A 24,261-nucleotide genomic window follows, 5' to 3' on the forward strand; every position below is an offset into this window, starting at 1 on the left:
GTCGCGTTCACTCCTCTTCGGCCCAGGCAAAGCCGTCCCGCGCCACCAGCGCACTAGCCGCCGCCGGGCCCCAGGAGCCCGCGGCGTAGCTGCGCGGCTCGCCTCCGGTGCCATTGGCCCAGCTGTTCAGGATGGGTTCGACCCAGCGCCAGGCTTGCTCCTGTTCGTCGGAGCGCACGAAGAGGTTGAGCCGACCGGCCAGCGCGTCGAGCAGCAGGCGCTCGTAGGCGCCCACGCGCTCGGTCGGGAAGGCGCGGTCGAAATCGAGGTCGAGCGACACGGGCGACAGCACTTCGCTGCTGAGACCACCGCTCACCTCCTGCACCACGACGCTGCCCTTCGCGGCCAGCAGATGCAGTTGCAGGCCGTCCTCGGGTTGCAGCTTGATCACCAGGCGGTTGGGGCGGTTGAGGCCGGGGAAGATGCTGTGCGGTGTCGGCCGGAAGTTGATGACGATCTGCGCCTCGCGGGCCGCCAGGCGCTTGCCGGTGCGCAGGTAGAACGGCACGCCGGCCCAGCGCCAGTTCTGCACCTCGGTGCGCAGGGCGACGAAAGTCTCGGTCTGGCTGTCGGGCGGCACCTTGGCCTCGTCGCGGTAGCCTGCCACGGCCTGCCCGGCGATCGAGCCGGCGCGGTATTGGCCGCGCACCACATCGCGCTGCACGCTCTCGGCGGTGTAGGGCTTGAGCGAGCGCAGCACCTTGAGCTTTTCGTCGCGGATGGCGTCGGCGTCGTTGGTGGACGGCGGCTCCATCGCGATCATCGTGAGCAGCTGCAGCGCGTGGTTCTGGATCATGTCGCGCAGCGCGCCGGTGCGGTCGTAGAAGTCGCCGCGCGTGCCCACGCCCAGGCTTTCGGCCAGCGTGATCTGGATGTTGGCGATGCTCTCGCGCCGCCACAGCGGCTCGAACAGCACGTTGCCGAAGCGCAGGGCCATGAGGTTCTGCACCGACGGCTTGCCGAGGTAGTGATCGATGCGCAGGGCCTGCCGCTCGCTGAACACCGAGCGCACGATGCGGTTGATCTCTTGCGCGCTGGCGAGGTCGTGGCCGAGCGGTTTTTCGAGCACCACGCGCACGCGCTCGCCGTTGAGCCCGGCGGCGCCGAGTTGCTCGCAGATCTGCGGAAAGAGCGCCGGCGCCGTGGCCAGGTACATCACGACCGTGTCGGCGCTGCGTTGCGCCAGCCAGCTCTTGAGGCAGGCGTAGGCGCTGGGTTGGGCCAGGTCCATGCGCAGGTAGTGCAGGCGGCGGGCGAATTGGTCGTACTCGTCGTCGCTCGGGCGCTTGGCGCTGTCGGCCTCTTGCAGGCGCGGCTTGAGCCAGGCGCGGTAGGCGTCGTCGGTGAGGTCGTCGCGCGCCACGGCCAGGATGCGCCCGTCGGCCGGCAGGTTGCCGTGGCGATGGGCCTGGAACAGCGAGGGCATCAGCTTGCGCCAGGTGAGATCGCCGGTACCGCCGAAAAATACGAGGTCGAAGGACATGGTTCGAGAAAGTTCCGCCGAAAAACAAGGGACGCCGTCCAGACACCGAGTATGAGGGGATTGCACCGGCACCGAGGGCAAACCGTCTTCAGCGTGCCACACACTCAAGACACAATAGGCCTTTCGGCTCGCGCCCAAGCGTTGAAAAGCGTGCCGAACCGACCAAGACTCTTGCGCCATGGCCAATCAGCTCGACCAACTCAAGCAGTTCACCACCGTGGTGGCTGACACGGGTGACTTCAACCAGCTCGCGCAGTTCACGCCGCGCGACGCCACGACCAACCCCTCGCTCATCCTCAAGGCCGTGCAGAAGGCCGACTACGCGCCGTTGCTGGCCGACACCGTGGCGGCGCATCGCGGCGCGGCGCACGACGAGATCGTCGACCGCCTGCTGGTGCGCTTCGGGATCGAGATCCTGAAGATCGTGCCGGGGCGCGTGTCCACCGAGGTCGATGCGCGCCTGAGCTTCGATGCCGCCGCCACCGTGGCGCGCGCGCGCCGCATCATGGCGCTCTACGAGGCCGCAGGCATCGACCGCAGTCGCGTGCTCATCAAGATCGCCGCGACGTGGGAAGGCATCCAGGCCGCCGCCGAGCTCGAGCGCGACGGCATCCATTGCAACCTGACGCTGCTGTTCTCGCTGCCGCAGGCGGTGGCGTGCGGTGCGGCTGGCGTGCGGCTCATCTCACCCTTCGTGGGACGCATCTACGACTGGTACAAAAAATCGGCCGGCAGCACTTGGGTCGAGGCCGACCAGGCTGGCGCCAATGACCCGGGCGTGCAGTCGGTGCGCAACATCTTTGCCTACTACAAGCAGTTCGGCATCGCCACCGAGGTGATGGGCGCGAGCTTCCGCAACGTCGGCCAGATCATCGCGCTGGCGGGCTGCGATCTGCTCACCATCAGCCCCGAGCTCATGGCGCAACTGCAGGCCAGCGAGGCGCCGCTCGCGCGCGCGCTCGACCCCGCTGCGCGCGACGCCAGCCTGCAACGCATCGAGCTGAACGAGGCGGCCTTCCGCTACGCGCTCAACGCCGACGCCATGGCCACCGAGAAGCTCGCCGAGGGCATTCGCCTGTTCGCGGCCGACGCGGCCAAGCTCGACGCCCTGATCGACGCCCAACGCTGACGCGGCGGCCCGCACTTTCGATGAATCAGCACATGTACCCGGCCGGTGCGCCGCGCTGCGACCAGACCGTGGCGTGGACAGCGCTGCGTGGCCACTTCGAGGGCCATGGGCGCGACTTCGATCTGCGCGAGGCCTTCGAGCGCGACTCGGCCCGCTTCGGTCACTTCAGCGTGCAGGCGCCCGACGTCTTCGCCGATTTCTCCAAGATCCAGATCGACCTGGCTGGTGCACGTCTGCTGGTCGAGCTGGCGCGCGAATGTCGGCTCGAAGCCCGCCGCGACGCCATGTTCGCCGGCGGCATCGTCAATCCGACCGAAGGCCGCGCCGCCTTGCACGTGGCCTTGCGCGCGCCGCGTGGCAAGGGCCCGCACAGCGACGAAGTGCACGCGGCGCTCGACTGCATGCTGGCCTACGTCGAGCAGGTGCGCGACACCGCCGCCAGCGGCATCCGCCACGTCGTCAACATCGGTATCGGCGGCTCCGACCTCGGCCCACAGATGGCCGTGCCGGCGCTCGACGCCTTTGTGCACCCGAATCTGAGCTTCCATTTCGTCTCCAACGTCGACGGCCACGATCTGGCTCAGGTGCTGCGAAAAGTTCATCCGGCCGAGACGCTGTTCGTGATCGCCTCCAAGACCTTCACGACCCAGGAGACCATGGCCAATGCCGAGCTGGCGCGCGAGTGGTTCGTCGCCAACGGCGGGGTGGACGTGGTCAAGCACTTCGTGGCCACCACCACCAACGAGAAGCTGGCGGCCGAGTTCGGTATTACCACCACCTTCGGCTTCTGGGACTGGGTGGGGGGGCGCTACTCGATGTGGTCGGCCATCGGCCTGCCCATCGCGCTGGCCATCGGGGCCTCGCACTTCCGCGAGCTGCTCGACGGCGCGCACGCCATGGACGAGCACTTCCGCACGCTGCCGCTCGAGCGCAACCTGCCCGTGCTGCTGGGTCTGCTCGACGTGTGGCAGCGCAACTTCCACGGCTACACCAGCCGCTGCGTCGTGCCTTATCACCACGGCCTGCGCCGCCTGCCGGCCTACCTGCAGCAGCTCGAGATGGAAAGCAATGGCAAGCGCGTCGACCAGGCTGGCGATGCCGTGCCTTTCGCCACCTGCCCGGTGATATGGGGCGAGCCCGGCACCAACGGTCAGCATGCCTTTTTCCAGATGCTGCACCAGGGCTCCGACGTGATCCCGGTCGAGTTCATCCTGGTCAAGCGCGCCACGCACGGCGGCCACTGGAGCGAGCGTCAGCAGGCGCTGCTCGATCGTCAGCAGACCATGTTGCTGGCCAACGGCCTGGCGCAGTCGCAGGCCCTGATGCTGGGCAAGACCGCCGAGCAGGCTGGGCGCGAGAGCGTGCCCACCGCCGCGCCCGATTTCGACTCGGCCGTCATTGCACGGCACCGCAGCTTTCCGGGCAATCGGCCCAGCCTCACGCTGCTGCTGGAACGCCTCACGCCGCGCTCGCTGGGCGCGCTGGTGGCGCTGTACGAGCACCGCGTCTTCACGGCGGGCGCGCTGTGGGGCATCAACAGCTTCGACCAGTGGGGCGTGGAGCTCGGCAAGGCCTTGTGCAAGGAGCTGCTGCCGCGTCTCGAAAGTGGCGACGTCAGCGGGCTCGATGCCTCCACCGCCGGCCTGCTGGGCCATTTGCGTCCGCATCCGGCGCGCTAGTCGTCGCGCCGCCACTGCTGCGTTCACCGTGACCACGCCCTACACCGCCTTGCTCGCTGGCGCCACGGGGCTGGTGGGGCGCGAATGCCTGCGTCTGCTGGTGGCCGACGCGGCGTGCGCCGAAGTGCGGGTCTTGCTGCGGCGCCCGTTGCCGGCTGCTGACCGGCACCCCAAGGTGCGTGAATGCGTGGTCGATTTCGGGCGCCTGGCCGAGCACGCCGAGTGGTTCGCGGTGGATGAGGTGTTCTGCGCGCTGGGCACCACCATCAAGGTCGCGGGCTCGCAGGCGGCTTTCCGGCGCGTCGATCACGACTACCCCCTGCAGATCGCCGAGCTCGCGCAGTCGCAAGGCGCGCGGGGCTTGCACGTGGTCAGCGCCTTGGGGGCGAACGCGCGCTCCAGCGTCTTCTACAACCGCGTCAAGGGCGAGCTGGAAGACGCGCTCAAGGCGCTGCGCTTCGCGTCGCTCACGATCGCGCAGCCTTCGTTGCTGCTGGGCGAGCGCGCCGAGTTCCGGCTGGGCGAGGAGGTGGCCAAGCGGTTCGCCTGGTTGATTCCCGGCCCGTGGCGCCCGGTGCGCGCGGTGCAGGTAGCGGCTGGTCTGGTGAACGCTGCCCGAGCTGCCCGCCCCGGCGTGCGCGTGCTGGGCAATACCGAGTTGCGCTCGGCCGCCAACTGATCAGGTCAGACGGCGTTGAAGCGCCACACGCCGTCGGCGTCCTGCTGACGACTCAGTTGGCCGTCGAACCACAAGCGGTGCAAATGCGCCACGGCCTCGCCCATCGCGAAGGTGGTCTGGTGCAGATCGAGCGTGCGCTTGAACAGCACCTGCAGCAACTCGGCGGCGCTGGTGGGCGCGGCGCGGCAGGCGGCCAGCGTGTCGGCCAGGCGCTCATCGTGGTGCGCCACGAGGTGGGCGACGCGCTCGTGCACCCCGACGAAGGGCTTGCCGTGCGAGGGCAGCACCAGCGTGTCGGCCGGCAGGCTGCGCAGGTGGGCCAGGGCGCTCAGGTATTGCGCCAGCGGATCGGCCTCGGGTTCGAGGTCGGAGACGCTCACGTTGGTCGAGATGCGCGGCAGCAGCATGTCGCCCGAGATCAGCACGCCCAGCGACGGGCTGTGCAGGCTGATGTGCTCGGGGCTGTGGCCGCGGCCTTCGATGCACGTCCAGTCGTGCCCACCGATGCGCAGGCGCTGGCCGTCGGTCAGGCGCGCGAAGCTGGTGGGCAGCTCGGGCACCATCGAGCCGTAGTAGTTGCCGCGCTGGCGGATCTTCTCGACCGAGCCCGGGTCGGTCAGGCCGTGGGCGCGAAAGAACGCGGCCGAGCGCTCGCCGCCGAAGGCACCGGAGCGGCTGAGCAGAAAGTGGCCGCAGAAGAAGTCGCCGGCGCTGGCCCACAGTCGGCAATCGCGTCCGGCTGGCGACCAACGCTGCGTCAGCCAGCTGGCGTTGCCGATGTGGTCGGGGTGCAGGTGGGTGGCGATGACCCGCAGCACCGGCAGGCCCTGCAACTCGTTGGCGAAGATCTGCTCCCAGGCAGCGCGCGTGCCGTCGTTGGCGATGCCGCAGTCCACGATGGTCCAGCCGGCTTGGCCGTCGAGTTCGTCGCGCAGCAGCCAGAGGTTGACGTGGTCGAGGGCGAAGGGCAAAGCCATGCGTATCCAGCGCACGCCGGGGGCGACTTCGAGCGTCGTGCCCAGGGCGGGCAGGGCGTCACCCAGCGGGTAGGAGAGACCGGCGTCGGGGGCTGCGAGCATGGGGCGCGGCGAAGACGTCAGGGCGTCAGCACTTCAACCCGACGTGCAGCGCCACCACGCCAGCCGTCAGGTTGTGCACGTCGACGTGGCCGAAGCCGGCCGTCTTCATCATGGCCTTGAGCGTGGCCTGGTCGGGGTGCATGCGGATCGACTCGGCCAGGTATTGGTAGCTCGCGGCGTCGCCGGCCACCAGCTGGCCCAGCTTGGGCAGCACGTTGAACGAATACCAGTCGTAGGGCTTTTGCAGCGGGGCGATGACCTTCGAGAATTCGAGCACCATCAGCTTGCCGCCCGGCTTGAGCACGCGGCACATCTCGGCCAGGGCCTTGTCCTTGTGCGTCATGTTGCGCAGGCCGAAGGCCACGGTGACGATGTCGAACGAGTTGCTCGGAAAGGGCAGCGTCTCGGCGTCGCAGATGGCGGTGGGCAGCAGCAGGCCTTCGTTGGTCAGGCGCTCGCGGCCCTGGCGCAGCATGGCCTCGTTGATGTCGGTGTGCACCACGCAGCCGCTGGGGCCCACGCGCTTGGCGAAGGCCTTGGACAAATCACCCGTGCCGCCCGCGATGTCGAGCACGCGCTGGCCGGGGCGCACGCCCGACACGCCGATCGTGTAGGCCTTCCAGAGGCGGTGCAGGCCCATCGACATCAGGTCGTTCATGACGTCGTACTTGCTGGCCACCGAGTCGAACACGCCGCGCACGTGGCGGGCCTTGTCTTGCTCGTTGACGGTCTTGAAGCCGAAATGGGTCTGGCTCATGGTGTGAGGATGAAGTGGTTTCAGTGAACGATCAGCAGGTGATCAGTGCGAGGCGCAGCTCTTGCCCGCGGGCTCGGGCATGGGGCGGTCGCGGTCGATGCCGGCGGCGGCCAGGCGGTCGAGATAGCGTTGCCACAACGGCTCCTGCTCGGCGCCCAGCTGGTAGAGAAAGGCCCACGAGAAGATGCCGGTGTGGTGGCCGTCCGAGAACGTCGGCTGCAGGCCGTAGTGTCCCACCGGCGCGAGGCTGTCGATGTTGACGTGGCGCATGCCGGTCTGCAGCACCTCTTGCCCCTTGCCATGGCCTTGCACTTCGGCCGATGGGCTGTAGACGCGCATCAGCTCGATGGGCAGGCGATGCACCTCGCCGTTGTCGTAAGCCAGCTCCAGCACGCGCGAGGCCTGGTGCAGCGTGATGGCGGTGACCTGCGGCGTGCTCATGATGCGGCGGGTTGATCGAGCGCCTGCACGGCGTGCGCCACGGCGGCGTCGAGCTCAGCCAGCGGCACGCCGAGGCGCTCGATGGCGGGCGGCTCGACGCTGCGCTGCATGCTGCCCCAGATGGGCTGCGGAAAGTGGGCGTCCCACTCGAAGCGGGCGATCACATGCCAGTGCAGATGCGGCACGACGTTGCCCAGGCTCGCGAGGTTGATCTTGGTGGGCCGCAGCGCGCCGCGCAGCACGGTTTCGACCTTGGCGACGGCTTGCATGATGTGGCTGCGATGGGCGGGCGGCAGGTCGGTCCACTCGGCCACGTGCGCGTTCCAGATCACGCGGTAGAAGGCCGGGTAATGGGCGTCTTCCGCCCGGATCACGCGCAGCAGCGGCGTGCGCGCCACGAGCACGCCACCGACTTGATCGCAAAGCTCACACGGCATCAAAAACACCTGTGCGTTCAGAGCCTGATCCAGCGAACACCGCAGATCCGGCTTTGCCGGGCTGCTGGTGTTGCCCCCTCGAGGGGGCGCGCGCAGCGCGTAGGGGGTGGGTCATACCAGGACTCGTTCGATGCCGCCGGCGTTGGCGCGGTCCACGTAGTTGCGCATCCAGTCGTCGCCCAGGATCTGCCTGGCCATCTCGATGACGATGTAGTCGGCTTCGAGCAGGCCGGTCTGCGCGTCGTCGACGTAGCGGCTCAGGCCCTGCAGGCAGGCCGGGCACGAGGTGAGGATCTTGACGTTGTCTTGCGCGCCGATGAGGCCCTTGCTGCGCAACTCGGCCTCGCCTTTGCGGATCTCTTCTTCTTTGCGATAGCGGATCTGCGTGGACACATCGGGCCGGTTGACGGCCAGCGTGCCCGCCTCGCCGCAGCAACGATCGGACTTGATCACGCCATCGCCCAGCAGCGCCTTGACCGTTTTCATGGGGTCTTGCTGCTTCATCGGGCTGTGGCAGGGATCGTGGAAGAGATACCCGCCAGGCCGGGGCAGGGTGATGCCTTTTTCGAGCAGGAACTCGTGGATGTCGACGATGCGGCAGCCCGGGAAGATCTTGTCGAACTGATAGCCCTGCAGCTGGTCGTAGCAGGTGCCGCAACTCACCACCACCGTCTTGATGTCGAGGTAGTTGAGCGTGTTGGCCATGCGGTGGAAGAGCACCCGGTTGTCGGTGATCATCTTGTCGGCCTTGTCGGCTTGCCCCGCGCCGCGCTGCGGGTAGCCGCAGCACAGGTAGCCCGGTGGCAGCACGGTTTGCACGCCCGCGTGCCACAGCATGGCCTGCGTGGCCAGGCCGACTTGCGAGAACAGGCGCTCCGAGCCGCAGCCCGGGAAGTAGAACACTGCCTCGCTGTCCACCGTCGTGCCCTTGGGGTCGCGGATGATGGGGACGTAGTCCTTGTCTTCGATGTCGAGCAGCGCCCGGGCCGTCTTGGTGGGCAGGCCGCCGGGCATTTTCTTGTTGACGAAGTGGATGATCTGCTCTTTGATCGGCGCGGCGCCCGCCGATGCCGGAGGCGCGCTGGTCTGCTTGCGGCCCAGCGGTTTGAGAATCTCGTTGCCCAGGCGTTGCAGTGGCATGGCCACATCGACCAACGCGCTGCGCACGATCTTGATCGTCTGCGGGTTGTTGGTGTTGAGCATCAGCATGCCAGCCGCGCCAGCGGGGCGGAAAGTCTTCTTGTCGAGCTTGACGAGCAGCTTGCGCATGGCCATCGTCACGTCGCCAAAGTCGATCTTGACCGGGCAGGGCGCGTAGCACTTGTGGCAGAGCGTGCAGTGGTCGGCCACGTCTTCAAACTCGGCCCAGTGCTTGATCGACACGCCGCGGCGCGTTTGCTCTTCGTACAAAAAGGCCTCGGCCAGCAGCGAGGTGGCCAGGATCTTGTTGCGCGGGCTGTAGAGCAGGTTGGCGCGCGGCACGTGCGTGGCGCACACCGGCTTGCACTTGCCGCAGCGCAGACAGTCCTTGATCGACGCGGTGATGTCGCCGATGTCGCTCTGCTGCATGATCAGCGACTCGTGCCCCATCAGGCCGAAGCTCGGCGTGTAGGCATTGGTGAGGTCGGCGGCCCGCACGTCGTCGCCCAATTTGTCGAGCGCCGCGCCGCGCAGCAGCTTGCCCTTGTTGAAGCGTCCCTCGGGGTCGACCTTCGCCTTGTAGGCGGCGAACTGCGCGATCTCGTCGTCGCTCAAGAATTCGAGCTTGGTGATGCCGATGCCGTGCTCGCCCGAGATCACGCCGTCGAGGCTGCGCGCCAGCTTCATGATGCGCGCCACGGCTTCGTGCGCCGTCTGCAGCATCTCGTAGTTGTCGGAGTTGACGGGGATGTTGGTGTGCACGTTGCCGTCGCCGGCGTGCATGTGCAGGGCCACCCACACGCGGCCGCGCAGCACTTGCTTGTGGATGCGCTTGAGCTCATCGACGATCGGGCGCAACGCGGCGCCGTTGAAGATCGTGGCGAGTGCGTCGCGTATCTCGCGCTTCCAGCTGGCGCGGATCGCCCAGGTTTGCAGCAGGTTGAATACCGTGTCGCCGGCGGACGGCGTGTAGGTGCCGTTGCGGTGCTGCTCGTAGCCCAGGCTTTGCAGCGTCGCGTCGACCGTGGCCAGCGGGGTGTCGATGTGGTCGTACAGAAACTGCCAGCGCGCGCGCACGGCATCGAGCTGGGCCAGCGCGGCGTCGACCTTCTCGGCCAACTGCTCGGTGCTGGGCAGTTCTTCGGCGTCTTCGGTCTTGCCCATAGGCAGGGTGCCGCCTTGCAAGAATGCCTGCAAGGCACCGACCAGCGCCAGCTTGTTGCGCAAGCTCAGCTCGATGTTGATGCGCTCGATGCCCAGCGTGTACTCGCCCATGCGCGGCAGCGGGATCACCACATCTTCGTTGACCTTGAAGGCGTTGGTGTGCTTGGCGATGGCGGCGGTGCGCTTGCGGTCGGCCCAGAACTTCTTGCGCGCATCGGCGCTCACGGCCACGAAGCCTTCGCCGCTGCGGCCGTTGGCCAGGCGGATCACTTCGCTGGTGGCCTTGGCGACGCGGTCTTCGTCGTCGCCGACGATGTCGCCCACCAGCACCATCTTGGGCAGGCCGTTGCCGCCCACGTTGCGCTTGCTCTTGGTGGCGTAACCCACGGCGCGCAGGTAGCGGTCGTCGAGGTGTTCGAGTCCGGCCAGGATGGCGCCGCCGGGCTGCTTCATCTCGGCAAACATGAAGTCCTTGATCTCGACGATCGAGGGCACGCCTTCGGTGGGGTTGCCGAAGAATTCGAGGCACACGGTACGCACATGCTTGGGCATGCGGTGCACCACCCAGCGCGCGCTGGTGATCAGGCCGTCGCAACCTTCTTTCTGCACGCCGGGCAGGCCGGCGAGGAATTTGTCGGTGACGTCCTTGCCCAGCCCTTCTTTGCGAAACACGCTGCCCGGGATGTCGAGCCGCTCGGTGCGTTGCAGCTTGGTGCCGGTGGCGTCGAAGTAGCGCAGCTCGAAGCTGGCCACGGCCACGTCGTGGATCTTGCCGAGGTTGTGGTTCAGGCGGACGACCTCGAGCCACTTGGCGTCGGGTGTCACCATCTTCCAGCTCGCGAGGTTGTCGAGCGCGGTGCCCCACAGCACGGCCTTCTTGCCGCCGGCGTTCATGGCGACGTTGCCGCCGATGCAGCTGGCCTCGGCGCTGGTGGGGTCGACCGCGAAGACGAATCCGGCGCGTTCCGCGGCGTCAGCCACCCGCTGCGTAACCACGCCGGCGCCCGTCCAGATCGTCGGCACCTTGTGATCGATGCCGGGCAGATCGACCGGCTCGACCTCGGTGAGCTGATCCAGCTTTTCGGTGTTGATGACGGCGCTCTTCCAGGTGAGCGGCACGGCGCCGCCGGTGTAGCCGGTGCCGCCCCCGCGCGGCACGATGGTCAGACCCAGATCGATGCAGGCCGCCACCAGCCCGGCCATCTCGGCCTCGGTGTCGGGCGTGAGCACCACGAACGGGTATTCGACGCGCCAGTCGGTGGCGTCGGTGACGTGCGAGACGCGGCTCAGGCCGTCGAACTTGATGTTGTCTTTCGCGGTCTGCTTGCCCAGCACCTTGCGCGCGCGTTGGCGCAGCGCGGCCACGTCGTCGAAGTGCTGCGCGAATTGATCAACCGCCACCCGCGCGTCGGCCAGCAATTCACCCACGGCCACGTCGCGTTGCGCGTCGGCGCTGGGCGTGCGACGCTTGTCGATCTCGTGCAGACGGTGCTGCAGCGCCTCGATCAGCTGGGCGCGGCGCTTGGGGTTGTCGAGCAGATCGTCTTGCAGATACGGGTTGCGTTGCACTACCCAGATGTCGCCCAACACCTCGTAGAGCATGCGCGCCGAGCGCCCGGTGTTGCGCTCCTGGCGCAGGCGCAGCAGGATCTCCCACGCCCGCGGGCCCAGCAGGCGGATGACGATTTCGCGATCCGAGAACGAGGTGTAGTTGTAAGGGATCTCGCGCAGGCGCGGAGCGCCGTGTGCTTGGCCGACAGCGGCGGAATCGGAGGGGGTGAGGAGGAGCGGTGCGTTCATGTGCTCGCGGTTCGTTGCTCCAGGCGCGCAGGACGATGAAAAGACCGCTTCCGGGCAGGCGGAATGCGGTCGCGCGCCTGAGGCCGAATGGTACCGCAGGGCGCTTGCCGTTCGCCCGCCCGGGCCGCGTCAGCCCTACACCGCGGCGGGCTGATTCGCCGCACAATGCCCGCTCATGAAGCCCCTCAGCACGCCATGGCCTTATCCCCTGTGGATCGCCCATCGTGGCGCCGGCAAACTCGCGCCTGAAAACACCGTGGCCGCCTTCCGGCTTGGCGCGCAGCACGGCTTTCGCATGTTCGAGTGCGACGTCAAGCTCAGCGCTGACGGCGTGCCCTTCTTGCTGCACGACGCCACGCTCGAGCGCACCACCAGCGGCCAGGGGCGGGCTGCCGATTGGCCCTGGCCCGATCTGGCCGAGCTGGATGCCGGCAGTTGGCACGGCAGCACCTACGCCGGCGAGCCGTTGCCCAGTTTTGAGCAGATTGCCAGGCTGGTGATCGAGCTGGGGTGCGCGTTGAACGTCGAGATCAAGCCCACGCCGGGGCAGGAGGCCGAAACCGGCGCGGGGGTGGCCGAGGCGGCGGCGCGCTGGTGGGGTGGTCAGTCTGTGCCGCCGCTGCTGTCGTCGTTCGAGCCCGACGCCCTGCGCGCGGCCCAGCGCGTCGCACCTGATCTGCCGCGCGCCCTGCTGCTCGACAAGCTCTGGGCCGGCTGGCACGAGGTGGCGCGCGAATTGGGCGTGGTCGCCATCGTCGGCAACTGGCGGGTGCTGGACGCTGGCGTCTTCGAGCTGGCGCGGGCCGCCGGCTGGCGGGTGCTGAGCTACACGGTCAACGACCCGGCCGAGGTTGAGCGGCTGCAGGGCCTGGGCATTGCCGGGCTGATCACCGACGCGATAGACAGCCTGGGTCCGGGGGGGCGGCCGCTGGCCCCTGCAGCCAAGGGGGGCCGACGTTTTGGGGGCTAGGCGCGAGCGCCGGGCGGTGGCACGATGCGCCCGTTTCAAAATGTTGCGTCAACCTTGTCCAGGGAGAAGAAATTGGGATCGAACATCCGGCTCGTTGCATTTTTTGTCGTTCTGCTGCTGGGCGCCGGCTTTGTCTTCAAGCACCGCATCGTGAAAGCGCCTGCGCTGCCGGCTCCCGTCGAACAGGCCGCCGAATCGGCCACGGAGGCCGTCTCGCATGCCGAGGATCTGGGTCAGCGCATTACCCGCGAGATGCAGCAAGCGGCGCCGTCTGCCGGCGAACGGCCCAAGGCCCGCGCCGGCGGCATGCACAAATGCGTGGGCGGTGGCAGCACCACCTACACCATGGAAGAGTGCCCGCCCGGCACGAAGTACGCCGAGATGGGTGGTGGCGCTGTGACCACGATGAAGACCAACCTTGATGGCGCGGCGTCGTCCAAGAAGAGTTCCATTCCCAACGCTCGCGAGCTGTTGAACGATCCGGCCGAGGCCGCCAAGCTTCAAGAGCTGAAGGACAAGCGCATGGAGGCCATCATCGATGGTCGCCAGCCTTGAGTGACTTCAACTCCGGTAATCGGCGTTGATCGTCACGTAGTCGTGCGAGAAGTCGCAGGTCCACACGGTGGCCTGCGCCGTGCCGCGGCTCAAGCCCACGCGCACCGTGATCTCGCTTTGCTTCATCACGCGCTGGCCGTCTTCTTCGCGATAGCTCGGGTGGCGCCCGCCCCGGGACGCCACATGCACGTCGTCCAGATGCAGCTCGATCAGGCTCTGGTCGAGGTCGGCAATGCCCGCGTAACCCACGGCGGCCAGGATGCGGCCCAGGTTCGGGTCGCTGGCGAAGAACGCGGTCTTGACGAGCGGCGAGTGGCCGATCGCATAAGCCACCTGCAGGCACTCGGCTTCGTTGCGCCCGCCTTCCACCTCCACGGTGATGAACTTGGTGGCGCCTTCGCCATCGCGCACGATGGCCTGTGCCAGCAGACGCGAGACCTCAAACACCGCCGCGCGCAGGGCCTGCCCCTCGGCTGAGTCCCAACTGGTGATCTCGGCGTGGGCCGCCTGGCGCGTCGCGATCAGCACGAACGAATCGTTGGTCGAGGTGTCGCCGTCGATCGTCACGCGGTTGAACGACTGATCGGCTGCATCTTTCACCAAGCCTTGCAGCAGCGCCGGCGCGATCTGGGCGTCGGTGGCCACGAAGCCGAGCATCGTCGCCATGTTGGGGCGGATCATGCCGGCGCCCTTCGAGATGCCGGTCACGGTGACGGTCGCGCCGCCGATCTGCACTTGGCGCGACACCGCCTTGGGCAGCGTGTCGGTGGTCATGATGCCCTCGGCAGCGTTGGCCCAATTGTCGGCGCGCAGGTCGGCCAGGGCGGCTGGCAGGCCGGCGGCGATGCGCTCGGTGGGCAGCGTTTCCATGATCACGCCGGTCGAGAACGGCAGCACCTGCTGCGGGCTGATCTTCAACTGCGCGGCCAGCGCGTCGCAGGTGGAGCGGGCGCGCGCCAGGCCATCAGCCCCGGTGCCGGCGTTGGCGTTGCCGGTGTTGATCACCAGCGCACGAATTTCCTGCCCGCTGGCCAGATGCTCGCGCGACACCTGCACCGGTGCCGCGCAAAAGCGGTTGAGCGTGAACACGCCCGCCACGGCTGCGCCGGGCTCCAGCGCGATCACGGCGAGGTCCTTGCGGTTGGCCTTGCGCACGCCGGCCATCGCGATGCCCAGCTTCAGGCCTGGCACGGGGTGGAGGTCAGCGGCGTTGGGGGCAGAGAGATTGACGGGCATGGTGGTGTTGCGGTGAGAGGTGGTCTGCAATGAGCAAGGGGCCTCGCGGCCCCTGTGCTCAACGGATCGGCGCGGTCGCCGGGTGGGTGCCGCGGGTCAGGCGAGCTGGCCGTGGCATTGTTTGTATTTCTTGCCGCTGCCGCAAGGGCAGGGGTCGTTGCGGCCCACGCGCGGCACCTGGTTGGCCAAGGCCTGTTGCGCCAGCCGTTGCACGACTTCCTTGGCCTCGGCTTCCGACTCCACCGCCACGCCGCCGTCGTCGGTCGGGTGCGTGTAGGTGACGTTGCTGAAGTGCTCGCCCTGGGCCTCGATGGCGGCTGCGGCGCGCTCGGCTTCTTCGCGGGTCTGGATGCGTACGGTGAGCAGGGAGCGCGTGACTTCCATCTTCACCGAGTCGAGCAGCATGCGGAACAGCTCGAAGGCCTCGCGCTTGTATTCCTGCTTCGGGTTCTTCTGGGCGTAGCCGCGCAGGTGGATGCCCTGGCGCAGGTAATCGAGCGCCGCGAGGTGCTCGCGCCAGTGGCTGTCGATGGACTGCAGCAGCATCATGCGCTCGAAGCCGGCGAACTGCTCGCGGCCCACTTGCGCCACCTTGGCGTCGAAGGCCGCGTTGGCTGCTTCGACCACGCGCTCGACCACATCTTCGTCGGTGACAGCTTCGGCGCTTTCGACCCACGATTGCAGCTCGACCTCGACGTGCCATTCGTCGCGCAGCACTTTTTCAAGCGAGGGCAGGTCCCACTGCTCTTCGACCGAGTTGGCGGGCACGAAGGTGTGCACCACATCGGTCAGTGCGCCGCGGCGCAGGTGCGTGATCTGCTCTTCGGTGCCCACCGCTTCGAGGATCTCGTTGCGTTGCTGGTAGATCACCTTGCGCTGGTCGTTCGACGCGTCGTCGTACTCGAGCAGCTGCTTGCGGATGTCGAAGTTGCGGGCCTCGACCTTGCGCTGCGCGCTCTCGATCGAGCGCGACACCATGCGGGCCTCGATGGCCTCGCCGTCCGGCATCTTCAGGCGCTCCATGATCGCCTTGACGCGATCGCCGGCGAAGATGCGCATCAGCGGGTCTTCGAGGCACAGGTAGAAGCGCGACGAGCCCGGGTCGCCCTGGCGGCCGGCACGGCCTCGCAGCTGGTTGTCGATGCGGCGCGATTCGTGGCGCTCGGTGGCGATGATGCGCAGGCCGCCGAGGGCCTTGACCTGCTCGTGCAGGCCTTGCCATTCGCTCTTGAGCTGCTCGATCTTCTGCGCCTTGGCGTCGCCGTCGAGTGCTTCGTCGGCTTCGATCATCTGCACCTGCTTCTCGACGTTGCCGCCCAGCACGATGTCGGTGCCGCGACCGGCCATGTTGGTCGCGATGGTGATCATCTTCGGACGACCGGCCTGCGCCACCACCTCGGCCTCGCGGGCGTGCTGCTTGGCGTTGAGCACCTGATGCGGCAATTGAGCCTGGTTCAGCAGATTCGACACCAGCTCCGAGTTTTCGATCGAGGTGGTGCCGACCAGCACGGGCTGGCCGCGCTCATAGCAGTCGCGGATGTCGACGATCAGCGCGGTGTACTTTTCGCGGGCGGTCTTGTAGATCAGGTCGAGCTGATCGTTGCGCTGCGTGGGGCGATTCGGCGGAATCACGACCGTTTCGAGGCCGTAGATCTCCTGGAACTCGTAGGCTTCGGTGTCGGCCGTGCCGGTCATGCCGGCCAGCTTGCCGTACATGCGGAAGTAGTTCTGGAACGTGATCGAAGCCAGCGTCTGGTTCTCGGCCTGGATGTCAACGCCTTCCTTGGCCTCGACAGCCTGGTGCAGGCCATCCGACCAACGGCGTCCGGCCATCAGTCGGCCGGTGAATTCGTCGACGATGATGACTTCGGGCACGCCGCGTTCACCCACTTGCACCACGTAATGCTGGTCGCGGTGGAACAGGTGATGCGCCCGCAGCGCCGCATACAGGTGATGCATCAGCGAAATGTTGCCGGCGTCGTACAGGCTGGCACCCTCGGGCAGCAAACCCGCCTCGGCCAGCAGCCGTTCGGCGTTCTCGTGGCCTTCTTCGGTCAGGAAGACCTGGCGCGACTTCTCATCGGCCGTGAAGTCGCCCGGCTCGATCACGCCCTCGCCGGTGCGCGGGTCGGCCTCGCCGATCTGCTTCTTGAGCTTGGGCACGACGAGGTTGATGCGCTGATACAGCTCGGTGTGGTCTTCGGCCTGGCCGCTGATGATCAGCGGCGTGCGAGCCTCGTCGATCAGGATCGAGTCCACTTCGTCGACGATGGCGTAGGCCAAGCCACGCTGCACGCGGTCGACGGCCTCGTAGACCATGTTGTCGCGCAGGTAGTCGAAGCCGAACTCGTTATTGGTGCCGTAGGTGATGTCGGCGTTGTAGGCTGCCTGCTTGGCCTCGCGCGACAACTGCGACAGGTTCACGCCCACGGTCAAGCCCAGGAAGTTGTAGAGCTTGCCCATCCACTCCGCGTCGCGGCGTGCAAGGTAGTCGTTCACCGTCACCACGTGCACACCCTTGCCGGTGAGGGCATTGAGGTAGACCGGCAGCGTGGCCATCAGCGTCTTGCCTTCGCCGGTCCGCATTTCGGCGATCTTGCCAGCGTTCAGCGTCATGCCGCCGAGCATCTGCACATCGAAGTGGCGCATCTTGAAGACGCGCTTGCCGCCCTCGCGCACGACGGCAAAGGCCTCGGGCAGGATGTCGTCGAGCGTCGCGCCCTTGGTCAGGCGATCTTTGAACTCGACGGTCTTGGCCTGCAATTGCTCGTCGCTGAGCTTTTCAAGCGCGGGCTCGAGCGCGGCGATCTTCTCGACCACGCGCCGGTACTGCTTGAGCAGTCGTTCGTTTCGGCTACCGAAAATCTGGGTGAGAAGGTTGGGCAACATGCGACGTGAGGGTTCGGAAAAATTGGATCGGCGCGAAGCGTCAGCGCACCAGCGGTACGCGAAGCGGCCAAAGCCAAAAAGTGTAGCACCCGGGGATGACGGATCTTGACGTCTGCCGCCGGCGCCGGATCAGCGCGCCGCTTGTTGAACGGCGTGGCTTTCGGGTGGGATCTGACCGGCCAGGAACTTGGCGGGGTTTTGCTGCACCCCGTCAACCAGCACCTCGAAATGCAGATGCGGGCCGGTGGAGCGGCCCGAGGTGCCAACCAGCGCGATCTTCTGGCCGCGTTTCACCAGGTCACCTTGCTTCACAAGCAGTTGCGAGGCGTGCCCATAGCGGGTAACCAGGCCATTGCCGTGGTCGATCTCGACCATCTGGCCATATTGAGGGTGAACCTCGGCCGCGATGACCATCCCGCCCGCGGCGGCGCCGACCGGGGTACCCACGTCAGCCGGAAAGTCCAGCCCCGTGTGCAAGGCTGATCGGTGCGTGAAGGGGTCGATGCGGAATCCGAAACCGGAGCCGATCGGGCCGACGATGGGTGCGCTGCTCGGGATCATCAGGGCCGTCAGGCGCTTTTCGAACAGGCGGGACTCGATCAGGGTGAACACATCGGATTGCTGGGCCACTTCTTCGTCCAGGGTGGCCAGCAGGTGGGTGAGATCGTCAGCCGAGCGCACCTGGTCGATCGAAGCGGGCACGAACGGGCCGCCCGAGCCCGGCGCAGCGGTTTTTTTCTGGGGGGTGGTGGGTGGCGCGGCAGTGGCGGGTTTTGCGCCCGTGTCACGCCATTCTTCGGGTTTGATGCCAGCCAGACCCGATACTCGCTCGCCCATGGCCTCGAGCTTGACGATATTGGCCTGCATTTCGCCCACCTTCTGTGCCATGGCGTCAAGGTTCTCGCGCATGTAGCGATCACGCTGGGCAAACTCGTCGCGCACCACGAAGCTGACGATCTGGCTGACCACGGGCCAGCGTTCGCGCGCGGCCTTGAGCAGGACGAAGTGATAGACCACGCCCGAGAGCAGCAACATCGCCAAACCGAGAGCCGTGCCGATGCCGGCCAACTGCCAGCCGCTGAACGACAGCGCCCGCGTGCGGCCCGGCCCCGAGTTCGTGATCAAGATCTGCATCGATAAACTCCTGACATGACCCGCCCCGACCGCTCGATTCCCGACCCGCACACCCTGGCGGATGCACTGTCGCATTCCGATGTGCTGCAGAGTCTGCAGCGGCGCATCGCCGAGTCCAACGAGCGGTTGCAAATCGTGCGCGCGCTGCTGCCGGTGGCTTTGTCCAGCCAGTTGACGGCGGGCCCTGTTGATGACACCGGATGGACGCTGATGGTGCGCTCCAGCGCTGTCGCCGCCAAACTGCGACAGTGGCAGCCCTTGATGGAGGATGCCCTGCGTCAGCGGGGCTGGCAGGTTAGCGCAATACGGATACGGATTCAATCCGGCCGGTGACCATGGTGCACCGCGAGCGGTGTCCGAGCGCAACAGCGCGTAACCGGCCCGCTGCGGTCATGCGAATGCGAATGCCATATTTTTGACTGGCGTGTGCCGTCGAGCGGGAGTGAAGGGAGGGGGTGGTGCCGGCTGTCGGATTCGAACTGACGACCTACCGCTTACAAGGCGGGTGCTCTACCAACTGAGCTAAGCCGGCGTGGCCTGTTTGGCGGCGCTGTGACCTCGAAGGGTGCAGTGCCAGGCAACGTGATGGAACGGCCCGCATTCTACGGCGCGGCTGCCCGGCGTGTGCGGGCTTTCAGCGCGGGCAAATCTATTTGATGCGCTTGAGCGACGGTCGGTTGCCTGCGGGAGGTGGCCCGGGCGGCGGGTGATCAGGTTGCTCATCCGACGATTCGCCGTCCGTCGTGGTGGCGAGTCGCAACCCTGGTGCTCCGGCGCTCTCTTCGTCAGCTCCGCTTTCTCCATCCTCATCGTTGTCGGCGTCGCCCGACTCGGTCGGCACCGGGAAGGCCATGCCCTGGCCGTTTTCCCGCGCGTAGATGGCGATGACGTGGTCGATGGGCACGATGATGTCGCGTGCCACGCCGCCGAAGCGGGCGCGGAACTCGATGGTCTCGTTACCCAGGCTGAGACCGCTGGTGGCCTCGAAGCTCACGTTGAGCACGATCTCGTTGTTCTTCACGTATTCGACCGGCACCTGGACGGAGTTGTCCACGTAAACGGCCAGATACGGCGTGAAACCGTTGTCCGTGCACCAGTCGTGCAGGGCGCGGATCAGGTAAGGCCGGGTCGAGGTGCCTTGAGCTTCGGGGGCTGCCGGAGAGTCCATCGTTGCGGAGCGGGCTGCGGTTACTTGCGCATCACTTTTTCGGACGGCGTCAGCGCTTCGATGTAGGCCGGGCGAGAGAAGATGCGCTCGGCGTACTTCAGCAGCGGCAACGCATTCTTCGACAGTTCGATGCCGTAGTAGTCGAGGCGCCACAGCAGGGGAGCGATGGCCACGTCGAGCATCGAGAAGTCGTCGCCCAGCATGTACTTGTTCTTCAAGAAGATCGGGGCGAGCTGCGTCAGGCGGTCGCGGATCTGCGAACGGGCCTTTTCGAGCTGCTTGTCGGTGGCCTTGACGCCGCGTCCTTCGAGCAGGTTCACGTGAGCGAACAGCTCCTTCTCGAAATTCAGCAGGAACAGTCGGACGCGAGCGCGCGCCACCGGGTCGCCCGGCATCAGCTGCGGGTGTGGGAAGCGCTCGTCGATGTACTCGTTGATGATGTGCGATTCGTACAGGATCAGGTCGCGCTCGACCAGGATCGGCACTTCGTTGTACGGGTTCATCAATGCGATGTCTTCGGGTTTGGCGAAGATGTCGACATCGCGGATTTCGAAGTCCATGCCCTTCTCGAACAGCACGAAGCGGCAGCGGTGCGAATAGGGGCAGGTCGTTCCGGAATACAGCACCATCATGGTGTGGGGCTCCTGTGTGAGCACGCCAGCTAGATGCCGACGTTTGAATCCATACAAAACACAAACGGAGTGGGCCGGTCAGGCGCCACTCCGCAACTTGCTGACTGCGGGGTGCAGTCAGCGATGTCGGCTTACTTGATGTCTTTCCAGTAGGCCGCGTTCAAGCGCCAGGCGATGAACGTGAAGACCAGCAGGAACAGCATCACGCCCACGCCGATGCGTACGCGATCTTGCTGCACCGGCTCGGACATCCACTGCATGTAAGCGACCAGATCCGCGATGGAGTCGTTGAACTGGGCTTCCGTCAAAGTGCCGGGCGTCAGTTGTTCGAAGCCTTCGAATTCTTGAACCTTCTTGCCGTGCTCGTGCGGATCTTCCTTCTCGACGAACTTGGCGGTGCGCTCACCTTGCAACTCCCACAGCACGTGCGGCATGCCGACGTTGGGGAACACGAGGTTGTTCCAGCCGGTCGGACGCGAGTCGTCGCGGTAGAACTGGCGCAGATAGGTGTAGAGGTAGTCGGAGCCGGTGCCGCCATGGCCGGCACGCGAGCGCGCCACCAAGGTCAGATCGGGCGGCACCGTGCCGAACCAGGCCTTCGCTTGCTTCGGATCGAGCGACACCTTCATCGTCTCACCGACTTTGTCTGTGGCGAACAGCAGGTTTTGCTTGATCTGCACGTCGGTCAGGCCCAGATCGCGCAGACGCGTGTAGCGCATGAACGATGCTTGGTGGCAGTTCAGGCAGTAGTTGACGAACAGCTTGGCGCCGTTTTGCAGGGCGGCCATGTCGTTGACCTTCTCGGTCGGGAATTTGTCCCAGGCCGGGCCGCCTTGATTGGCGTGAGCTGCGGTCAGGCTGACCAGTGCGGTCAGCAGGAGTGCGAGGATTTTTTTCATCGTTGTGCTCCCGCGAGATCAGTGGGCAGAAAAGGTGACCCGATCAGGCACGGGCTTGAACTGACCCAACTGGCTCCACCAGGGCATCAGCAGGAAGAAACCGAAGTAGAGCAAGGTGCCGATTTGCGAAATGATGGTGCCGATGGTCGAGGGCGGTTGAATGCCCAGGTAGCCCAGCACCACGAAGTAGATCACGAACACCAAGTACACATACTTGTGCCAGCTCGGGCGATAGCGGATCGACTTGACCGGGCTGTTGTCCAGCCAGGGCAGGAAGAACAGGATCACCACGGCGCCGCCCATCACGACCACGCCCCAGAACTTCGCGTCGAAGCCCAGCAGCAGGTTGAGCACGGGGGTGTGGGCCAGCAGCGACAGCACGCTGTTCATGCCCAGCGTTGCCAGCAGCGCTTTCAGGCCGCCCAGCAGGGCAATGGCGAGGCCGCCCCCCAGGAAGGTCACGGTCTTGGTGGTGCTGGAGACCTTGCCGCTCAACAGCGTGATCACGATGCAGCCGGCGACCAGGATCGAGAACACCACGGTCATGACGTCGGTGGTGGCGCGCAGCATCGAGTAGAACGGCGTGAAGTACCAGACCGGGGCAATGTGCGGCGGGGTCTGGAGCGGATCGGCCGGGATGAAGTTGTTGGCTTCCAGGAAGTAGCCACCACCTTCGGGCGCGAAGAACAGCACTGCGGTGAAGGCCATCAGGAAGAAGCCCACGCCCAGCAGGTCATGCACCGAGTAGTAGGGGTGGAAGGGAATGCCGTCGAGCGGAATGCCGTTGGCGTCCTTCTTGGCCTTGATCTCGATACCGTCCGGGTTGTTCGACCCCACTTCGTGCAGAGCGATGATGTGCGCCACGACCAGGCCCAGCAGCACCAGCGGTACGGCGATGACGTGGAAGCTGAAGAAGCGGTTCAGGGTGGCGTCGCCCACGACGTAGTCGCCGCGGATCAGGATGGCCAAGTCCGGGCCGACGAAGGGCACGGCGGCGAACAGGTTGATGATCACCTGGGCTCCCCAGTACGACATCTGGCCCCAGGGCAGCAGGTAGCCCATGAAGGCTTCGGCCATCAGGCACAGGAAGATCATGCAGCCGAAGATCCAGACCAGTTCGCGCGGCTTGCGATACGAGCCGTAGATCAGGCCGCGGAACATGTGCAGATACACGACGATGAAGAAGGCCGACGCGCCGGTGGAGTGCATGTAGCGCACCAGCCAGCCCCAGGGGACGTCGCGCATGATGTACTCGACCGACGCGAACGCCACGGCGGCGTCGGGTTTGTAGTTCATGACCAGGAAGATGCCGGTCACGATCTGGATCACCAGCACCAGCATGGCCAGCGAGCCGAAGAAGTACCAGAAGTTGAAGTTCTTCGGAGCGTAGTACTCCGACATGTGCTCCTTGTACATCTTGGTCGCCGGGAACCGGTTGTCGACCCAGGTCATGAACTTGACGCCCAGCGGCGCATCGGCGGGCGCTTCTTTGAATTCAGCCATGTTGTGGTGCCTCTTGAATGCCTAAATTGGATTTGCTGACCGATCAAGCCTTGGCTTCGCCAATGAGCAGCTTGGTTTCGGACAAGAAGGTGTAGGGCGGCACTTCGAGGTTGTCGGGGGCGGGCTTGTTCTTGAACACGCGGCCGGCCAGATCGAAGGTGGAGCCGTGGCAGGGGCACAGGAAGCCGCCTGTCCAGTCATCGGGGAGCGACGCCTGGGGCCCGGGGACGAACTTGTCGCTCGGCGAGCAGCCCAGGTGGGTGCAGATGCCAACCACGACGAGGATCTCTTTCTTGATGGAGCGCCACTCGTTGCGGCACGACTCCATCGGGGTGATTTCAGACGGCTTGCGCTCGGACAGCGGGTCGGCCACCAGAGGATCGGTCTTCTTGAGCGAGTCCAGCATCTCGGGCGTGCGACGGACGATCCACACCGGCTTGCCGCGCCATTCGACGGTCATTTTCTCGCCGGGCTTGAGGTTGCTGATGTCGGCTTCGACAGCGGCACCGGCCGCCTTGGCGCGCTCGGAAGGTTGGAAGGTGCTGACGAAGGGCACGGCTGTGGCAAGGCCGCCAACGCCGCCAGCTGCGCAGGTCGCCATCATCCAGGTGCGGCGGCTCTTGTCTACTTGCTGGTTACTCATTTATTTCCTCTGGGAGGTCTCGGGCTTGGTTTGAGGTCAACCGCCCATTCTAACGGAGCCGACTGGGAGAAAAAAAGGGCATGCCGCTGCGTTGTCCTGAGGTATTGATGGAGCTCATGAAGTGGCGGGGTTCGTTGACATCCCCTTCAACTGAGGAATACTTGACGCTGTTTCATTTGTGTAGACGGTCGGTTGCGTTCACCGGCCGAAACAGGAGGTTTGCATGAGTTTCGTCAGCGAGTTCAAGGAGTTCGCGGTCAAGGGCAACGTGGTTGATCTGGCGGTGGGCGTGATCATTGGCGGCGCGTTCGGCAAGATCGTCGATTCGGTGGTCAACGATCTCATCATGCCGCTGGTGGGCATGGCGGTTGGCGGACTGGATTTCTCGAACTATTTCGTGCAGTTGTCGGGGCAGCATGCGACGACCTTGGCCGAAGCCAAGAAGGCCGGGGCGGTCTTCGCCTATGGCAACTTCATCACGGTGGCGCTGAACTTCGTGATCTTGGCGTTCATCATTTTCTTGATGATCAAGCAGATCAACCGCCTGAAGAATGAGGCGCCCGCAGCGCCGTCGGCTCCGGCTGCGCCACCCGAAGACATCGTGTTGCTGCGCGAGATTCGCGATTCGCTCAAGAAGCAGTAGCCGCGTCGAAAGAAGGGCGGGCGGCAAGTGACTTGTTGCAATTTGAAACCATAAGGGGGCTGAGCCCTTGTTCGAGCCGTGCGGTATTGCCATGCGTACGGCTCGGGAATGAGGGGATACTTCACAACCGCCATGTTGGCGGTCGCTCGCCGCATTCTGCGGTGTGGGCGCACCAATATTCAGTCTGTAGCCTGTGATTGA

21 protein-coding genes and 1 tRNA gene are annotated in these 24,261 nt (G+C 65.8%); 7 read left to right on the forward strand and 15 right to left on the reverse strand.

Annotated features, from left to right (window positions below):
* Nucleotides 1-7 precede the first annotated feature (7 nt).
* Nucleotides 8-1,483: a glucose-6-phosphate dehydrogenase gene (gene zwf / locus ACE3SS_RS01840; RefSeq protein ID WP_374590668.1), complete on the reverse strand. Its 1,476-nt coding sequence runs from the start codon at nt 1,481-1,483 to the stop codon at nt 8-10.
* A 178-nt stretch (nt 1,484-1,661) separates the two neighbouring features.
* On the opposite strand from zwf, the gene tal reads away from it, so the two are divergent.
* Genes tal through ACE3SS_RS01855 form a run of 3 tightly spaced genes read left to right on the forward strand, consistent with a single transcriptional unit; the run spans nt 1,662 to nt 4,970 of the window.
* A complete protein-coding gene (tal, locus tag ACE3SS_RS01845; protein WP_374590670.1) occupies nt 1,662-2,612 on the forward strand; it encodes a transaldolase in 951 nt (316 codons plus the stop codon).
* A 20-nt stretch (nt 2,613-2,632) separates the two neighbouring features.
* Nucleotides 2,633-4,291 (forward strand): glucose-6-phosphate isomerase, encoded by a 1,659-nt coding sequence (gene pgi / locus ACE3SS_RS01850; RefSeq protein WP_374590672.1) that lies wholly within the window; start codon nt 2,633-2,635, stop codon nt 4,289-4,291.
* A 28-nt stretch (nt 4,292-4,319) separates the two neighbouring features.
* Nucleotides 4,320-4,970: an oxidoreductase gene (locus tag ACE3SS_RS01855; RefSeq protein ID WP_374590674.1), complete on the forward strand. Its 651-nt coding sequence runs from the start codon at nt 4,320-4,322 to the stop codon at nt 4,968-4,970.
* Between the two features lie 5 nt (nt 4,971-4,975).
* Here the strand turns inward: ACE3SS_RS01855 and ACE3SS_RS01860 are convergent, their stop codons facing one another.
* The 5 genes from ACE3SS_RS01860 to ACE3SS_RS01880 all read right to left on the reverse strand — a co-directional run bounded on the left by ACE3SS_RS01860 (nt 4,976) and on the right by ACE3SS_RS01880 (nt 11,788).
* Nucleotides 4,976-6,049 carry an MBL fold metallo-hydrolase gene (locus tag ACE3SS_RS01860; RefSeq protein ID WP_374590676.1) on the reverse strand — a complete coding sequence of 358 codons (1,074 nt, stop codon included), beginning with the start codon at nt 6,047-6,049 and terminating at the stop codon, nt 4,976-4,978.
* A 25-nt stretch (nt 6,050-6,074) separates the two neighbouring features.
* Nucleotides 6,075-6,806, reverse strand: coding sequence for a bifunctional demethylmenaquinone methyltransferase/2-methoxy-6-polyprenyl-1,4-benzoquinol methylase UbiE (gene ubiE / locus ACE3SS_RS01865; protein ID WP_374590678.1), 732 nt, complete (start codon nt 6,804-6,806; stop codon nt 6,075-6,077).
* Nucleotides 6,807-6,848: 42 nt separating this feature from the next.
* Entirely contained in the window at nt 6,849-7,247 is a 399-nt protein-coding gene (locus ACE3SS_RS01870) for a gamma-butyrobetaine hydroxylase-like domain-containing protein (RefSeq protein ID WP_374590680.1), read from the reverse strand.
* On the reverse strand, nt 7,244-7,684 hold the full coding sequence (locus tag ACE3SS_RS01875) for an HIT family protein (protein WP_374590682.1): 441 nt from the start codon (nt 7,682-7,684) through the stop codon (nt 7,244-7,246). Before ACE3SS_RS01875 ends, ACE3SS_RS01870 begins: the two co-directional genes overlap by 4 nt.
* Before the next feature lie 111 nt (nt 7,685-7,795).
* Nucleotides 7,796-11,788 carry a DUF3683 domain-containing protein gene (locus tag ACE3SS_RS01880; protein WP_374590684.1) on the reverse strand — a complete coding sequence of 1,331 codons (3,993 nt, stop codon included), beginning with the start codon at nt 11,786-11,788 and terminating at the stop codon, nt 7,796-7,798.
* A 175-nt stretch (nt 11,789-11,963) separates the two neighbouring features.
* Here ACE3SS_RS01880 and ugpQ point away from each other — a divergent pair, with 175 nt between their 5' ends.
* Both ugpQ and ACE3SS_RS01890 read left to right on the forward strand, forming a co-directional pair.
* A complete protein-coding gene (ugpQ, locus tag ACE3SS_RS01885; RefSeq protein ID WP_374590686.1) occupies nt 11,964-12,758 on the forward strand; it encodes a glycerophosphodiester phosphodiesterase in 795 nt (264 codons plus the stop codon).
* Nucleotides 12,759-12,830: 72 nt separating this feature from the next.
* Entirely contained in the window at nt 12,831-13,313 is a 483-nt protein-coding gene (locus tag ACE3SS_RS01890; RefSeq protein WP_374590688.1) for a hypothetical protein, read from the forward strand.
* Between the two features lie 6 nt (nt 13,314-13,319).
* Here ACE3SS_RS01890 and argJ read toward each other — a convergent pair whose 3' ends face one another.
* The 3 genes from argJ to ACE3SS_RS01905 all read right to left on the reverse strand — a co-directional run bounded on the left by argJ (nt 13,320) and on the right by ACE3SS_RS01905 (nt 18,572).
* A complete protein-coding gene (gene argJ / locus ACE3SS_RS01895) occupies nt 13,320-14,549 on the reverse strand; it encodes a bifunctional glutamate N-acetyltransferase/amino-acid acetyltransferase ArgJ (RefSeq protein ID WP_374590690.1) in 1,230 nt (409 codons plus the stop codon).
* Nucleotides 14,550-14,645: 96 nt separating this feature from the next.
* Nucleotides 14,646-17,438 (reverse strand): preprotein translocase subunit SecA, encoded by a 2,793-nt coding sequence (gene secA / locus ACE3SS_RS01900; RefSeq protein ID WP_374590692.1) that lies wholly within the window; start codon nt 17,436-17,438, stop codon nt 14,646-14,648.
* 129 nt (nt 17,439-17,567) lie between these two features.
* The gene (locus ACE3SS_RS01905; protein ID WP_374590694.1) at nt 17,568-18,572 is read right to left on the reverse strand and encodes a M23 family metallopeptidase; all 1,005 of its coding nucleotides are present in this window, start codon (nt 18,570-18,572) and stop codon (nt 17,568-17,570) included.
* A gap of 15 nt (nt 18,573-18,587) precedes the next feature.
* Between ACE3SS_RS01905 and ACE3SS_RS01910 the strand changes: the two genes are divergently transcribed.
* Nucleotides 18,588-18,905 (forward strand): hypothetical protein, encoded by a 318-nt coding sequence (locus ACE3SS_RS01910; RefSeq protein ID WP_374590696.1) that lies wholly within the window; start codon nt 18,588-18,590, stop codon nt 18,903-18,905.
* A gap of 123 nt (nt 18,906-19,028) precedes the next feature.
* Here the strand turns inward: ACE3SS_RS01910 and ACE3SS_RS01915 are convergent.
* From ACE3SS_RS01915 to petA, 6 genes are all read right to left on the reverse strand, one after another.
* Nucleotides 19,029-19,104: transfer RNA gene (locus ACE3SS_RS01915), tRNA-Thr, on the reverse strand.
* A 117-nt stretch (nt 19,105-19,221) separates the two neighbouring features.
* Nucleotides 19,222-19,740 (reverse strand): ClpXP protease specificity-enhancing factor, encoded by a 519-nt coding sequence (locus ACE3SS_RS01920; protein ID WP_374590698.1) that lies wholly within the window; start codon nt 19,738-19,740, stop codon nt 19,222-19,224.
* Between the two features lie 20 nt (nt 19,741-19,760).
* On the reverse strand, nt 19,761-20,372 hold the full coding sequence (locus ACE3SS_RS01925) for a glutathione S-transferase N-terminal domain-containing protein (protein ID WP_374590700.1): 612 nt from the start codon (nt 20,370-20,372) through the stop codon (nt 19,761-19,763).
* A gap of 131 nt (nt 20,373-20,503) precedes the next feature.
* Complete coding sequence (locus ACE3SS_RS01930) at nt 20,504-21,271, reverse strand: cytochrome c1 (RefSeq protein ID WP_374590702.1); 768 nt, start codon at nt 21,269-21,271, stop codon at nt 20,504-20,506.
* An 18-nt stretch (nt 21,272-21,289) separates the two neighbouring features.
* Nucleotides 21,290-22,774, reverse strand: a complete 1,485-nt coding sequence (locus ACE3SS_RS01935) for a cytochrome bc complex cytochrome b subunit (protein WP_374590704.1) — start codon at nt 22,772-22,774, stop codon at nt 21,290-21,292.
* A 43-nt stretch (nt 22,775-22,817) separates the two neighbouring features.
* Complete coding sequence (gene petA, locus ACE3SS_RS01940; RefSeq protein ID WP_374590706.1) at nt 22,818-23,417, reverse strand: ubiquinol-cytochrome c reductase iron-sulfur subunit; 600 nt, start codon at nt 23,415-23,417, stop codon at nt 22,818-22,820.
* A gap of 223 nt (nt 23,418-23,640) precedes the next feature.
* Here petA and mscL point away from each other — a divergent pair, with 223 nt between their 5' ends.
* Nucleotides 23,641-24,060: a large conductance mechanosensitive channel protein MscL gene (gene mscL, locus ACE3SS_RS01945; protein WP_374590708.1), complete on the forward strand. Its 420-nt coding sequence runs from the start codon at nt 23,641-23,643 to the stop codon at nt 24,058-24,060.
* Nucleotides 24,061-24,261: the final 201 nt, after the last annotated feature.

The sequence above is a fragment of the Aquabacterium sp. genome, assembly GCF_041915145.1.
Classification (GTDB): Bacteria; Pseudomonadota; Gammaproteobacteria; order Burkholderiales; family Burkholderiaceae_C; genus Aquabacterium.

Coding starts and splice junctions, on each gene's coding strand:
- ACE3SS_RS01880 (WP_374590684.1), bottom strand. CDS start 11,788: ATGAACGCACCGCTCCTCCTCACCCCCTCCGATTCCGCCGCTGTCGGC.
- ACE3SS_RS01935 (WP_374590704.1), bottom strand. CDS start 22,774: ATGGCTGAATTCAAAGAAGCGCCCGCCGATGCGCCGCTGGGCGTCAAG.
- zwf (WP_374590668.1), bottom strand. CDS start 1,483: ATGTCCTTCGACCTCGTATTTTTCGGCGGTACCGGCGATCTCACCTGG.
- tal (WP_374590670.1), top strand. CDS start 1,662: ATGGCCAATCAGCTCGACCAACTCAAGCAGTTCACCACCGTGGTGGCT.
- ugpQ (WP_374590686.1), top strand. CDS start 11,964: ATGAAGCCCCTCAGCACGCCATGGCCTTATCCCCTGTGGATCGCCCAT.
- ACE3SS_RS01910 (WP_374590696.1), top strand. CDS start 18,588: ATGACCCGCCCCGACCGCTCGATTCCCGACCCGCACACCCTGGCGGAT.
- ACE3SS_RS01925 (WP_374590700.1), bottom strand. CDS start 20,372: ATGATGGTGCTGTATTCCGGAACGACCTGCCCCTATTCGCACCGCTGC.
- ACE3SS_RS01875 (WP_374590682.1), bottom strand. CDS start 7,684: ATGCCGTGTGAGCTTTGCGATCAAGTCGGTGGCGTGCTCGTGGCGCGC.
- mscL (WP_374590708.1), top strand. CDS start 23,641: ATGAGTTTCGTCAGCGAGTTCAAGGAGTTCGCGGTCAAGGGCAACGTG.
- ACE3SS_RS01930 (WP_374590702.1), bottom strand. CDS start 21,271: ATGAAAAAAATCCTCGCACTCCTGCTGACCGCACTGGTCAGCCTGACC.
- argJ (WP_374590690.1), bottom strand. CDS start 14,549: ATGCCCGTCAATCTCTCTGCCCCCAACGCCGCTGACCTCCACCCCGTG.
- secA (WP_374590692.1), bottom strand. CDS start 17,438: ATGTTGCCCAACCTTCTCACCCAGATTTTCGGTAGCCGAAACGAACGA.
- ACE3SS_RS01920 (WP_374590698.1), bottom strand. CDS start 19,740: ATGGACTCTCCGGCAGCCCCCGAAGCTCAAGGCACCTCGACCCGGCCT.
- petA (WP_374590706.1), bottom strand. CDS start 23,417: ATGAGTAACCAGCAAGTAGACAAGAGCCGCCGCACCTGGATGATGGCG.
- ACE3SS_RS01860 (WP_374590676.1), bottom strand. CDS start 6,049: ATGCTCGCAGCCCCCGACGCCGGTCTCTCCTACCCGCTGGGTGACGCC.
- ubiE (WP_374590678.1), bottom strand. CDS start 6,806: ATGAGCCAGACCCATTTCGGCTTCAAGACCGTCAACGAGCAAGACAAG.
- ACE3SS_RS01870 (WP_374590680.1), bottom strand. CDS start 7,247: ATGAGCACGCCGCAGGTCACCGCCATCACGCTGCACCAGGCCTCGCGC.
- pgi (WP_374590672.1), top strand. CDS start 2,633: ATGAATCAGCACATGTACCCGGCCGGTGCGCCGCGCTGCGACCAGACC.
- ACE3SS_RS01905 (WP_374590694.1), bottom strand. CDS start 18,572: ATGCAGATCTTGATCACGAACTCGGGGCCGGGCCGCACGCGGGCGCTG.